At 46.0% G+C, this 11,719-nt stretch carries 16 protein-coding genes; 14 read left to right on the top strand and 2 right to left on the bottom strand.

The features are described from left to right. From BGP75_RS02640 to nhaD, 4 genes are all read left to right on the top strand, one after another. A partial coding sequence (locus tag BGP75_RS02640; RefSeq protein ID WP_143820949.1) for an IS3 family transposase occupies positions 1-133 on the top strand: 133 nt, incomplete at its 5' end. Between the two features lie 61 nt (positions 134-194). Continuing rightward, positions 195-416 carry a hypothetical protein gene (locus BGP75_RS02635; protein WP_143820962.1) on the top strand — a complete coding sequence of 74 codons (222 nt, stop codon included), beginning with the start codon at positions 195-197 and terminating at the stop codon, positions 414-416. Between the two features lie 458 nt (positions 417-874). Further along, positions 875-1,135 (top strand): hypothetical protein, encoded by a 261-nt coding sequence (locus BGP75_RS02630; protein WP_143820961.1) that lies wholly within the window; start codon positions 875-877, stop codon positions 1,133-1,135. 64 nt (positions 1,136-1,199) lie between these two features. Beyond that, entirely contained in the window at positions 1,200-2,555 is a 1,356-nt protein-coding gene (gene nhaD / locus BGP75_RS02625; RefSeq protein WP_076714818.1) for a sodium:proton antiporter NhaD, read from the top strand. A gap of 145 nt (positions 2,556-2,700) precedes the next feature. On the opposite strand, the gene BGP75_RS02620 is transcribed toward nhaD, so the two are convergent. After that, positions 2,701-3,003, bottom strand: coding sequence for a DUF6471 domain-containing protein (locus tag BGP75_RS02620; protein ID WP_076714776.1), 303 nt, complete (start codon positions 3,001-3,003; stop codon positions 2,701-2,703). A gap of 184 nt (positions 3,004-3,187) precedes the next feature. Between BGP75_RS02620 and BGP75_RS02615 the strand changes: the two genes are divergently transcribed. From BGP75_RS02615 to BGP75_RS02580, 8 genes are all read left to right on the top strand, one after another. After that, a complete protein-coding gene (locus tag BGP75_RS02615) occupies positions 3,188-3,601 on the top strand; it encodes a DUF2170 family protein (RefSeq protein ID WP_076714774.1) in 414 nt (137 codons plus the stop codon). Positions 3,602-3,619: 18 nt separating this feature from the next. Continuing rightward, entirely contained in the window at positions 3,620-4,309 is a 690-nt protein-coding gene (locus BGP75_RS02610; protein WP_076714772.1) for a PspA/IM30 family protein, read from the top strand. A gap of 12 nt (positions 4,310-4,321) precedes the next feature. Further along, a complete protein-coding gene (locus BGP75_RS02605) occupies positions 4,322-5,377 on the top strand; it encodes a potassium channel family protein (RefSeq protein ID WP_076714770.1) in 1,056 nt (351 codons plus the stop codon). Then, a complete protein-coding gene (locus BGP75_RS02600) occupies positions 5,370-6,026 on the top strand; it encodes a YjfK family protein (RefSeq protein WP_076714768.1) in 657 nt (218 codons plus the stop codon). The genes BGP75_RS02605 and BGP75_RS02600 overlap by 8 nt, the downstream gene beginning before the upstream one ends. 46 nt (positions 6,027-6,072) lie before the next feature. Further along, the gene (locus tag BGP75_RS02595) at positions 6,073-6,489 is read left to right on the top strand and encodes a DUF350 domain-containing protein (protein WP_076714766.1); all 417 of its coding nucleotides are present in this window, start codon (positions 6,073-6,075) and stop codon (positions 6,487-6,489) included. A 34-nt stretch (positions 6,490-6,523) separates the two neighbouring features. Beyond that, the gene (locus BGP75_RS02590) at positions 6,524-7,129 is read left to right on the top strand and encodes a DUF1190 domain-containing protein (RefSeq protein ID WP_076714764.1); all 606 of its coding nucleotides are present in this window, start codon (positions 6,524-6,526) and stop codon (positions 7,127-7,129) included. Between the two features lie 3 nt (positions 7,130-7,132). Continuing rightward, the gene (locus tag BGP75_RS02585) at positions 7,133-8,302 is read left to right on the top strand and encodes a glutathionylspermidine synthase family protein (protein ID WP_076714762.1); all 1,170 of its coding nucleotides are present in this window, start codon (positions 7,133-7,135) and stop codon (positions 8,300-8,302) included. Positions 8,303-8,395: 93 nt separating this feature from the next. Then, positions 8,396-9,922 (top strand): DUF4214 domain-containing protein, encoded by a 1,527-nt coding sequence (locus tag BGP75_RS02580; protein WP_076714760.1) that lies wholly within the window; start codon positions 8,396-8,398, stop codon positions 9,920-9,922. Between the two features lie 127 nt (positions 9,923-10,049). Here BGP75_RS02580 and BGP75_RS02575 read toward each other — a convergent pair whose 3' ends face one another. After that, a complete protein-coding gene (locus BGP75_RS02575; RefSeq protein WP_076714758.1) occupies positions 10,050-10,310 on the bottom strand; it encodes a hypothetical protein in 261 nt (86 codons plus the stop codon). Between the two features lie 318 nt (positions 10,311-10,628). Between BGP75_RS02575 and BGP75_RS02570 the strand changes: the two genes are divergently transcribed. Further along, positions 10,629-10,886, top strand: a complete 258-nt coding sequence (locus BGP75_RS02570) for a hypothetical protein (RefSeq protein WP_076714756.1) — start codon at positions 10,629-10,631, stop codon at positions 10,884-10,886. A 131-nt stretch (positions 10,887-11,017) separates the two neighbouring features. Further along, positions 11,018-11,461, top strand: a complete 444-nt coding sequence (locus tag BGP75_RS02565) for a hypothetical protein (RefSeq protein WP_076714754.1) — start codon at positions 11,018-11,020, stop codon at positions 11,459-11,461. The last annotated feature ends 258 nt before the right edge of the window (positions 11,462-11,719 follow it).

Here is an 11,719-nt window from a genome sequence, read left to right as displayed (position 1 = left end):
CTTAAAAAGAGAAAGGGTGAACAGAAGAAATTACAAAACCCGAACAGAAGCCAGAGCTGATGTATTTGATTACATCGAGCGATTTTATAACCAGAGGAAGAAGCGTAAGCTAACTCAGAATGCTCTTAACTGACTGTCCGTGGAAACGGGGTAAAACCACATCGACACATGAGCTTTTTGATAAGGATATGTTTATGGTGAAAATTGGAGTAGTTTTCTTAGCATTAGCAAAAGGGCTAGACATCAATAAAGATGAGCAATTGAGAACAGATCTAGATTTCTATATCCCTAAAGTATTGGGAGTCGGGCATAGTTTGTATTCTTGTCTGCAGTTTAGTGAAGGAAAGAAGGGAAGGGTGATTTTTAAGGAGCTAGAGCAAAAACTGTTAGAAACATCCGATACAGCAGGAATGTGAACAATGCATGGCGATAATGGATAATATTTCATAAATGATCTAATATTTGGCACTGTATAGGCACAGGTATAGCGTAAATGTCTGATTTGGTAAACTTTACTGAACGTTCGAGTCCCGCCAGCTCCACCACATTGGGGTCCAATAGGATCCAAAGAAAGCCCGCAAAGCCTCTTAAAACAGGTTTTGCGGGTTTTTTTATGCCTGTCCTTTCTGACAGCAGGGTGATTAACAAAAATGGAAAAACGGAGTTAACTCTTTGGTCCTGTCATTTACGGATGGAAGGCGTTGTCTGTTGCTGATGGCTGTTTTGATTGGTTTAAACTAAGCTGTTGCTCTACTAATGAAGGGAATCATTGTAATATGAGTATCTGTCCCGTTTGTCGATGATTGCTATGATTCTGTCCAACCGCAATGCACTATCTTTTGGGGGAGTAATCTCCTTTTTAGCATTGCTTTGCATGTTATTTGTACCGCTGGACGGCCCCGGGCTTGCGTTGGAGCCTGGCGGTATTGTCCATCTGATAGATGCTGCTGAAATAGAACAGGAGCGATCACAAACAGGAGGAGATGGGGACAACAGTGGTGATCTGCTCAGTGATCAGGCACTACTTTTAAGCTCAGTCCCCCTCCATTTATTCTTTTCCGCTAAAACGCAGGCTGCTTGGCGGCAGTCTTTTAACACCGCTCTAATTCGAGCCCCTCCTCAGATAACCGGCTGATTTATCAGGCGGATTCACAGTGGTTTCCGTCGATCATACCAATCAACTCTTTGAGGATAACTTCGTGTCAATTGCACTCGTAGCGATTAGCTCTGTGTTCGTGCTCGGCTATCTGGCCATCGTTACCGAACATAATATTCATGTCGATAAAACAGCCTCCGCCATTATGACGGGGGTGCTCTGCTGGACTATTTATATTCTGGCATCCGGCTCGCTGGTGGATGTTGCCAATCTGCCTGCCTGGTTTGCAGAGTCTCAGCCCGGAAAAACCGCTGCTGAACTGGCTACCGCCTGGGTAGGGCATCATCAGTTGCTGGAATTTCTAAGTGAGATCTCAAGTATCTTGTTTTTTCTGCTGGGTGCCATGACTATTGTGGAGCTGGTTGATGCCTATGGTGGCTTTGCAATAATTACCGATCGGATAAAGGCCACTAACACTGTAAAACTGCTTTGGACTATCGGTCTGATAGCCTTTTTCATGTCAGCGGCGCTGGATAACCTGACCACCACTATCGTTATGATCTCATTGATTCGCAAGCTGATTGCTGAGCAAAAGGACAGGCTGTTTTTTGCTGGGATTATCGTTATCGCTGCTAATGCCGGAGGGGCCTGGTCTCCGATTGGTGATGTCACCACAACGATGCTGTGGATTGGCGGACAGATTACCACTCTCAATATTATTCATAGTCTGCTTCTGCCCAGTTTGTTCTGTCTACTTGTGCCGTTGTTGTTCCTGTCGTTTACCCTGCGGGGTAAGCATGTCACGACACCTGAGCATGTAGAGTGTGATCATAGTTTCAAGATATCCCGGAGTCAGCGCAATCTGATATTTGCTGTTGGTATGGGCGGATTGCTATTTGTGCCTGTATTCAAGACATTAACTCACCTACCACCTTTTATGGGGATGATGCTAAGCCTTTCGGTTCTGTGGATCATCAGCGAGCTGATGCATCGGCATCGTCGTGATGAGGTGGTGGATGCTGGACTGCATATTGTGAGTATCCTCAAGAAGATTGACTCAGCCAGTGTGCTGTTCTTTCTTGGTATTTTGCTGGCTGTAGCCGCCCTGCAAGCCACAGGATTGTTGGCCTCTTTGGCGGCAGGGTTGGATTCAACCATTGGCAATATTGATCTGATTATCTTTTTGATAGGGTTGCTGTCGGCAGTAGTGGATAACGTGCCGTTGGTGGCTGCTGCGATGGGAATGTACGATATGTCGATCTATCCGACAGACAGCCGAATGTGGGAGTTTCTTGCTTACTCTGCAGGTACAGGAGGCAGCTGTTTGATTATCGGTTCGGCCGCAGGTGTTGCGGCGATGGGTATGGAGCGAATTAATTTTTTCTGGTACATGAAAGTAATGACGCCTCTAGCCCTTATGGGCTATCTGGCTGGTGCGCTGTTTTATCAGTTTGTTTAACGAAGTGTGTGCCGGGAAATATTCCCGGCACCTAGCATCACAAAAAACTACAACAGGCTACCGGGAATGGGCTTGCGAATAGCGGCAAATATATCTGAAGAAAAATTGCTTGTTCGACAGGGTCTCATTGATGATTTTAAGATGTTTAATCATCGGATGATTCAGGTTTTCCTGCTTCCTGCAGTTCTTCAATCAACTCCCAGCTGATGTTACGTACTTTCAAAACATACAGAATCTGTAATAACAGTTGTGCCCCTAGAATGCCCCGTGAAACTTTCTGACGCAGATTGTCAGGTGTTTGCTGTGTGCCGATAGCATTCAATTGCAGGCTTAATGTGGCGTAGTCGACGCCTTTTTTCTGCATTTCTGACCGAATCAGGGAGCGTACTGTAGCGGCCCACTGGGGGCTGTTAAGAAACTGTACTCGTCGGGGGGGGGCTTCTTTCATATTTTACAGCCTTGGAAAAGCATGGGTTTGCTGTCAACGCCATGTTCCAAAAAAATAGCTGATTAGTCAAGAATAAGATTTATTTGTGAAATATAAGTCACATATGAATATTATGGTTGACATGGCTGGTCGGTGAAATTATTGTTCCCTCTGCCTATAAGTTTCACAAATGAGGAAAAGTGATATGGCCTGGAGTCTTGACGAACTGAACACACTACTGGAAAAGCAGGAAGGCCTAAGTGTTTCAAAAGAGGGAGACGCAATTTTTATCAGCAATGAGGACGGTATAGATGCATTTATTACTGTCAGTGGCGAACAGCTGTTAGTTGAGTCTTTGCTTTGTCCGGTTACTCAAATTAGTAATACAGCAGCTTTTGATGCTCTGATATTGCGTACTCATAAGAACGTTTTCCCACTAACAACTATCGGTATTACGACCATTGGTGATGAGGAGTATTACGCTGCCTTTGGGGCGCTTTCGTCTGAATCGACAGCAGGGACCGTAATGATCGAAATTGACACCCTGTTCCTTAACGTTGAAGGGATGTTGGAGTTTTTTGAAGAATTCCTGACTGAACCGGCCCCTATCTCTGCTTGATATTAAAGGAGGCTCATTATGAGCGTTTGGACAAGATTATTTTCTGCCATTAAAGGCAACGTCAACGATGCTGCTGAATCAGTTGCTGATTCGCAGGCATTAACTATTCTGGATCAGGAGATGCGTGAAACTCGCGATGAGATTCGTAAATCTGAACAGTCTCTGACATCCATCGTAGCCAAAGAAAAGCTGGCTCAGCATAAGGTCTCAGATCTGCAAAAAGCGGTTACTGAACACGAAGGCTTTGCTATTCAAGCCATGGAAAAAGGTGATGAAGCGCTGGCAATGGAAGTGGCTGAAAAGATCAGCCAACTGGAGGCTGAGCTGGAGGCTGAGCAACAGTTTTTAACTCAGGTTTCAGCTTCAGTGGTACAACTTCGGAAGTCCCTGAAGGATTCAAAAAACAATTTGCGATTAATGCAGCAACAGGTCGATACGGTGAAGGCTACCGCGTCTGTCCAGAAAGCGCAGGAAGGTCTTTCGTCCCGACACCTGAACACTAATTCACGGATGAAAACTGCTGCAGAATCTCTGGAGCGGATCAAAAGCAAGCAAGCGCATCGTGGTGCCGAGATCGAAGCGGCGCGTGAAATGGCATCAGAGGAAGATGGCAGTGATCTGAAGGCGAAACTGAAAAGTGCTGGTATTACTGGTTCCGGTGGTGCGAGTGATGTTCTGGCACGCCTTAAGGCCAAACAGTCTGTTTAGGAACCTAGCCTGATGCCAATCGTCAATCGACTGGTCCGTAAGTTATTTAATCAACTGGCCAGTCTAAGCTGGCATAGCATCCTGATAATGCTTGCCAGCTATATTTTTATCAGTTTTATTGGTCTCTATTGGGCCCAGGAGCCAGTAGCCCAAGGCTCACCGATCCTATTCTGGTATTTTTTGATTGTCACCTCCAGTACGGTCGGGTATGGCGATTATTCTGCCACAACCCCGGCTGGCATGTGGATCATTAGCTGCTGGGTTATCCCATTCGGGTTGATGATATGGGGAATGGTTGTAGGTTGGGCTGCAGCGGGGATAATTCAGTTTTTTCAAAGGAGTTTGAAGGGCATGAGCCAGCTCTATCACACTGATCATTTATTGGTGATCGGTTACAACGGCCCACGCACGTTGCAGTTGCTCCAGTTGCTATTGCGTGAAGCAGGTTCACCAAAAAAGGCTAATTTGGTGCTCTGTGTTGATATGGATAAGTTGGATAACAACCCGTTGCCGGATGAAATAGGTTTTGCACGGGTGTCCAGCTTTTACAATGAGGCCGAGATGCATCGGGTCAACGTCAGTAAGGCTGAGACTATTTTGATCGACACTCCACTTGACGACATCACTCTCACCACGGCCATGTTTTGTTATCAGCAGAATCCCAAAGCACGCATTTTAGCCTACTTTAACGATGATTCAATTGCTCAACTTTTAAAGGCGCATTGTCCCAGCGTCGAAAGTATTCCATCAGTGTCTGTGGAGATGCTGGCCAAGGCTGCAGCAGATCCTGGCTCCAGCATATTGCATCATGAGCTTCTGAACGTTGATAAGGGAATGACACAGTATTCAGTTAAAGTCCCTCCAGAAACGCCTACGGTCTGTGTTGGCGACCTGTTCTTACTGTTCAAGGAGCGCTATCAAGCAACGGTAATAGCGCTACAGACTAATGGCCCTGATTCAGTATTGGTCAATCCGGCAATGGAATTGCCTATAAAGGCAGGGGACAGAATCCACTATATTGCTGACGAACGGGTGGACCATTTTGACTGGAGTAGCCTTAATGCTTGATTGGATCAAACAAAAAGTCAGTGGGACCTCGGCTCCCGAAAAGGGACCTGCTGCCCCCGAAATACTGGGGTTTCGTTTGGGCGGAGCGGTTGAGCTTAATGAGCTTAAATTGCGACTGCTTGATGATCAATTGATCACCGATAATATTGCCAAGGTGCAGCTCATCCAAGCTGTTGGCATGGTTAAACTGGATGAATCCAATACAGTGCTGCGCTACTACACCGATGATGACGGTTACTTTCAGGTGCTATTGAGTGGAGGCCTGCAAGAAGAGCATGTCAGTGATGTAAAGTTGTTCCATTTCTTCGATACGCTCGGTGTTAATACTGATCAAGACTGGGATGAATTGTTGAAGAATGGTATCAGTCACTCAACATATGATTTTGAAGGACATTGCTTTAAACGAGTGTGGGACTCGGTTGGAGCCTGTCCTCCAATTGCTATGACCGAACAAACCTTTACTGTTGATGAGCCTCCTTCAGAAACCGATCAATTTGCCATGCTCTACGAGCGCCAACTGAATGATGGCATGTTCGAATTTCTATTAATCGCAGGAGAGGAAAAAATTGTTAATTATCGAGCTGAGCGGTGCCAGGTTATCAGTACCGGTATTAACTTAAGCCGAGCAGATTTTGAAATAATCGGTTAAATCCCCACTTAATATAATCTTAATTTCCTCCCCTAAGGAGCAATACATGGACGCAATAACGCTATCTCTGTCAGGCCTTTTGCCTTTTACACTGTACTTCACATTGAGCTTGGTATCTTTACTGGTTTTTAAAGTGTTGTATACCAAGATAACCCCTCATGATGAGTGGCGCCTGATCAAGGAAGAGCAGAGTACCGCGGCTGCCTGGGCGTTTGGAGGGGCGATTATCGGCTATTCCATTGCAGTAGCAGGGGCTGCGGCAAATTCACTAGGAGTGGTCGATTTTGTTATCTGGGCCGTCGTAGCTCTGGTGGCTCAACTGGTCGCTTTCGCAATTGTCCGATTTGGGTTTATGCCTCGGATCGTGGAACGGATTGAACAAGATGAAGTCCCTGCCGGTATCATGCTTTGCTGTGTCTCGGTGTCGATAGGCCTGCTCAATGCAGCCTGTATGTCTTATTAGCTTGTAGCCTTACTAACAGCAGGGAGCCGACACGATGAAGCGGAGTAAACAAATTGATCTGAAGCGGATGCGTAAGCAGCCGTTGCTTACCATCAGTAAGCTGGCAGCAGCCGTTGGCGGTGCAATTGCACTCAGTGGATGCGGAAGCAATAACACGGATGCCAAAATTTACGCTAGCGTTAAAGATTGCGAGGCCGATCGACCGAATGAGGCGGACATTTGCCAGACAGCTTATGAGCAGGCCCTTCTTGAGTCTGAGAGAGCCGCTCCAAAATATCGATCGAGTAATGATTGCTCGGCTGAGTTTGGTGAGTGTGTGGTTCGACCCGATGGACAGGGTGGAAATTGGTTTATGCCAGCACTGGCAGGATTCATGGTTGGCAATATGCTTGATAACAGTCGACGCTATACACCGGTCTATACAGGCTATGGCCGTATGTATGGGGGGTATTATGGTGCTGATGGTACGCGTTACGGAGATTATTCCCGCAGAACTGGGGTACAGAAAGTAAAAGTAAATTCAGATGCATTCAAGCCAAAGCCAAAAGTGACTCGAACAATCTCGCGCGGTGGGTTTGGCTCGAAGGCGGCGGCAAAATCCTCTTGGGGTGGTAGTCGTTCTGGCGGCTGGGGAGGGTAAACAATGCTTCGTATGCCGATTCGACAGCGACCTGATTGGCAGGCACTGGCAGAACAATACGGATTTAAATTCCATACTATGTACGGTGAAACTTACTGGGATGAATCCGCTTATTACCAGTTCACTCTGAAGCAGATCGAAGAGGATATTGAAGATCCAACCACTGAGATACATCAGATGTGTCTCGCTGTGGTTGATAAAGTCGTACAAAGTGAAGACTTAATGCATCGCTTTCAGATTCCCCGATCCCATTGGGACCGGATTGCCCAATCCTGGCAGGATCGGGAGCCAAGTCTGTATTCACGTATTGATTTGGCCTACGATGGAGTGACCCCGGCAAAACTCTATGAAAACAATGCCGATACTCCGACATCCCTGTATGAAAGTGGTTTTTGGCAATGGTTATGGCTGGAGCAGCAAGTGGATCGCGGTGCACTGCCACGCTCATCCGATCAGTTCACCTCCTTACAGGAAAAACTGATCAATAGATTTTCTGTTCTTAAAAATCAATATCCTGGTCAAGTGCTGCACTTGAGTTGCTGTAAGGATACAGAAGAGGACCTGGGAACCGTTACCTATCTACGTGACTGTGCAGAAGCCGCGGGGATTGAGACCCAGTTTGTTTTTGTCGAAGACATTGGACATGGAGAGGGCGATTGGTTAACCGATCTGGACAATCGTGTAATCACCTGGTTGTTTAAATTGTACCCGTGGGAATTTATGTTACGTGAAGCTTATGCCGATCTGACGTTAACTGCGGATGTGAATTTTCTGGAGCCGATTTGGAAGGGTAGCATTCTCTCGAATAAAGCTCTTTTACCGATGCTTTGGAAGCTTTTCCCTGGCCACCCTAATTTGCTCCCAGCATTTTTTGAGGATGAGCTGAACAAAGCCGAACATATGTCGTTGGTTAAAAAGCCTATTTTTTCTCGTGAAGGGGCTAACATCAGTATCTTGAAAAATGGAGCAGCTGTTGAAAAAAGTGATGGGCCCTATGGTGAGGAAGGTTTTGTCTATCAAGCCTATTATCCGTTGCCGAAGTTTGGCGATAACTATACTCTGATTGGTTCGTGGCTGGTTGATGATGAACCTGCTGGAATTTCTATCAGAGAAGATTCTGGGCTCATTACTCAAGATCTGTCCAGATATTTGCCGCACACGATTTTGAATTAAGTAAATCAGTTAGCAGTAGTCGATAGGTAATAATGAGCGGTGAAATAGAGGCTGATGACGGACACTGGCTACATAGGGACATAAGGTTTAATCATGGCAGTTAATACTGAAATCAACAGGCAAAATACGCAGAGTATCGAGCTTGACCTTACCAACAACACCTTGGATCTGGTTATCGAGGGAGATGGCTTCTTTCTGCTTGATGATGGCCAAGGAGGTACCAGCTACAGCCGTCTGGGGGAATTTGAACTGAACCAAGACGGCATCATAGTCACGCAAAATGGCAGGTTTTTGCAGGGTTTTGGTCTGGATTTTGAGGGTAATAGGCAACCAATCAGTATTATAAGCACTCGTACTCTAGTGGGTTCTACTCTTCTAGAGATGACCGGGTTGAAGATTTCAGCGGAAGGTACAGTGACCGCGACCTATAGTACCGGTCAGGTCATTAACCTGGGTCAATTGGTGCTGGCTGTGTTTGAGAACCCCTCTCTACTGCAGCCTCTCAGCGTTATCGAATGGGGAGCAACAACTGAATCAGGCCCGGGATATCTCGATATCCCCGGTGTTGATACCCGAGGGGGACTGCGGCCTCTGGCACCAGGGGAAAGCAGAGCACGTGATATCTCCAATACTGCGGAGCTGGATCCTTCCTCAAGCTCGCTGGATATAGCGATCGACGGAGCTGGTTTTTTTCAACTGGTTGATAGTCAAGGTCATATAAGCTACACCCGTCAGGGGGACTTTGCGCTGGACCATAGTGGTAATTTTGTGACTCCTGACGGGAAGTTCTTGCAGGGTTATGGGCTTGATGCGAGTGGTATCAGACAACCCGCTACCACACTATCGATTAATGATGAACTTGTTGATAACGTTAGTGCCGTTACTGTAGGGCATGACGGACTGTTAGTGGCTAACTATGACGATGGGAAAAGTACTAACGTTGGCCTTATTTTTTTGGCTACTTTTGATAATGAAGAAGCGTTGCAAACAATCGGAAATAGCCAGTGGTTGGCCACCCCTGAATCAGGGCAGGCGATTATTGAAACGGCCAATTATGGAGAGAATGGCAGTTTGCGATCTGCAACTGCTCAATACCGTGGAGATCTGCTTGACTATCAAATTATTGGTAACAGCGACGGTTTTACTATCAGGCCTAATAGCGATCCCCTGGCTATAGAAACGGTGGTCGGTGTCGACCGGCTGAATTTTGCAGATACCAACCTGGCGTTGGATATCGATGGTATTGCCGGAAAAGTCTATAGGCTATACAAAGCAGCATTTAACCGCAGTCCGGACAAGGAAGGTCTTGGGTACTGGATAGAGGCCATGGACGATGGTGACACCCTTCACGACGTCTCCTTAAGTTTTATTAACAGTGATGAATTCCAGTTGCTTAACGGAGAAAACCCATCGAATGAAGTATTTTTGACTGCACTCTATAACAATGCACTGGGCCGGGCTCCCGATGATGAAGGTTATCAGTGGTGGTTGGATGTACTTGATTCTGGGGCTGATGTTCGAGAAGGTGTACTTATTGGTTTTAGCGAGAGTACGGAGAACAAGGCCAATGTTATCGACTTGATTGGCAGTGGTATCCTTTATGAGGAGTGGTTAGGGTAAGATAAAGCTTCATTGCCATTCTTACACGACTGAAGCAGAAGAGCTGTATCACCTCTTCTGCCCGTGTCGAGTGATTCTTTTTGAAATCTCCTAATTCAGAGCAAGTACTAATTCTGACCTTAGATAACTACCAGCGGCTATCATCACGTTTTTCGACCAGTCGTAATCTAGGTGGTACGGGCTGATGGGCGCGGCGTTGATCCGAAAAATAACGCTCGACACCCTCAAGAGCAGGCTTTACCGGACGGGTCACGTCCATGGCGTTACTGTAAGTGGTCAGATAGCGTCCGTTGTGTTCAGTTACCAACTCTTCGAAGGCCTGGCTGGCATGATGCAGCAATTTCTCTAAATGCTTTACGCGCTGCTCCAGCTCCATCTGTCTGTTCATACTGTCATCGTCCTTGTTGGTTGTTCTAATATACGTAGTTTTGATTCAAAACCTTCGCTATACCGCAGTGTTTGTTTCTACCTCAGGTTAGAACCCTGTTTTCTGGATCCTGACGTGATACATCTTTACGTCAGAAGTCAGTGTATTTTGTTCACCGACTGCCACCATATTAAGAGCAGACTCATTCGTCAATAGAATTATGATTCTTATTATCTTTAATGACTGTATTTGTACGTGATGAATATCAATTTCTTGCGATGTGCCTGTGTTGCTGGTAAGTTTTTGAACCTCAATTAACGCCGCGTAAAGGATATGTGGATGAAAAATGGAATTTCACTAGTGATTCCGTCTGAGTTAGATGCGTATCAGGATGCAATAGCCATCAATGGACTTTCAGAAGCTGATTTTAAGCTTGCTCAATTACCAGGCCCTCGAACAGTGACAAAGCCCATTATTTTGGGGATAGTACAGGTCACTTATAACCCTACAAAAGCGAGCCGTTCCTACCAGGTTTGCATGGGGTCATCATGGCCGACAGAGTTTCTGAATGACCTGGAGTCAGGTGTATTTAGTTGAACAGCCGATCTAAAGACTTGTAATACAGTCTTAGCAGACAAGCCTGATGTAGCATTTGATATTCGGATCGGAGCACAACAAGGTTAGACTGGCAGCATTTCAAGCTGATAGTACTTCAAGAGAGAACCGTAATGAGTTGGGAATTCATCAAAAAACTCCTTGTGGTAATAGCGGTAATTATTGCTGTAGAAGTGTTCAGGTTTTTCACCGGTTTTCCGATGACCCTGATCGATATACTGTTCACTCCTTTTTCAGTCTTCCTGATGATTTTGGGAATCAAGCAGTTGGTTTCCACTAACAAAAAAAAGCGTGACGGGGATGCGCCTTACATGAGTCACTCCGTATTGCAACTCAGTGGCACTCTCATCGTATTTTTAGCTGTCACTATGTTGGGGCTCTGGTGCCTGTCTGCTGGCTTACAAGACCCTCTGGGCTTTTTCACTGGAGTAAAAGGTGCAATGCATGGTTATACCCTTATGTGCCTTGGCTCATTAATGGTGAGCTACAGTCTGTATTTTTCCTACAGGCTATTAGTCAGAATTAAAGATCAGAGTCTTCGTGCCAGAAGAGGATAGCTTAAGCTGCTGGCGAAGTTATTAGGCAATGGTTTTCAGCAGATCGCCTCTTGGGTAGTCAGGTCCGAAATGGCGTTCCAGTAGGGCAGGGGCTTTTTTACTAATCGATGAAAAAATCTACAGCACATATTATCCTCGGTTGCTTAGATTTTGCGGCATTGGGTGGGCTCGGTTACACAATATTGAAAGTAAGCACTTTGTGGACCAATATGTCCGAGATGCAAACCCCTTTGATAGTGGATACCGGTGTCTTGTACT

The sequence above is a fragment of the Motiliproteus sp. MSK22-1 genome (assembly GCF_001968815.1).
GTDB lineage: Bacteria > Pseudomonadota > Gammaproteobacteria > Pseudomonadales > Balneatricaceae > Motiliproteus.
This window is presented reverse-complemented; position numbering and strand designations above follow the sequence as displayed.

Excerpts from the sequence above, each read along its gene's own strand:
- BGP75_RS02635 (WP_143820962.1), top strand. The coding sequence starts at position 195 with ATGGTGAAAATTGGAGTAGTTTTCTTAGCATTAGCAAAAGGGCTAGAC.
- BGP75_RS02630 (WP_143820961.1), top strand. The coding sequence starts at position 875 with ATGTTATTTGTACCGCTGGACGGCCCCGGGCTTGCGTTGGAGCCTGGC.
- BGP75_RS02620 (WP_076714776.1), bottom strand. The coding sequence starts at position 3,003 with ATGAAAGAAGCCCCCCCCCGACGAGTACAGTTTCTTAACAGCCCCCAG.
- BGP75_RS02615 (WP_076714774.1), top strand. The coding sequence starts at position 3,188 with ATGGCCTGGAGTCTTGACGAACTGAACACACTACTGGAAAAGCAGGAA.
- BGP75_RS02610 (WP_076714772.1), top strand. The coding sequence starts at position 3,620 with ATGAGCGTTTGGACAAGATTATTTTCTGCCATTAAAGGCAACGTCAAC.
- BGP75_RS02605 (WP_076714770.1), top strand. The coding sequence starts at position 4,322 with ATGCCAATCGTCAATCGACTGGTCCGTAAGTTATTTAATCAACTGGCC.
- BGP75_RS02600 (WP_076714768.1), top strand. The coding sequence starts at position 5,370 with ATGCTTGATTGGATCAAACAAAAAGTCAGTGGGACCTCGGCTCCCGAA.
- BGP75_RS02595 (WP_076714766.1), top strand. The coding sequence starts at position 6,073 with ATGGACGCAATAACGCTATCTCTGTCAGGCCTTTTGCCTTTTACACTG.
- BGP75_RS02590 (WP_076714764.1), top strand. The coding sequence starts at position 6,524 with ATGAAGCGGAGTAAACAAATTGATCTGAAGCGGATGCGTAAGCAGCCG.
- BGP75_RS02585 (WP_076714762.1), top strand. The coding sequence starts at position 7,133 with ATGCTTCGTATGCCGATTCGACAGCGACCTGATTGGCAGGCACTGGCA.
- BGP75_RS02580 (WP_076714760.1), top strand. The coding sequence starts at position 8,396 with ATGGCAGTTAATACTGAAATCAACAGGCAAAATACGCAGAGTATCGAG.
- BGP75_RS02575 (WP_076714758.1), bottom strand. The coding sequence starts at position 10,310 with ATGAACAGACAGATGGAGCTGGAGCAGCGCGTAAAGCATTTAGAGAAA.
- BGP75_RS02570 (WP_076714756.1), top strand. The coding sequence starts at position 10,629 with ATGAAAAATGGAATTTCACTAGTGATTCCGTCTGAGTTAGATGCGTAT.
- BGP75_RS02565 (WP_076714754.1), top strand. The coding sequence starts at position 11,018 with ATGAGTTGGGAATTCATCAAAAAACTCCTTGTGGTAATAGCGGTAATT.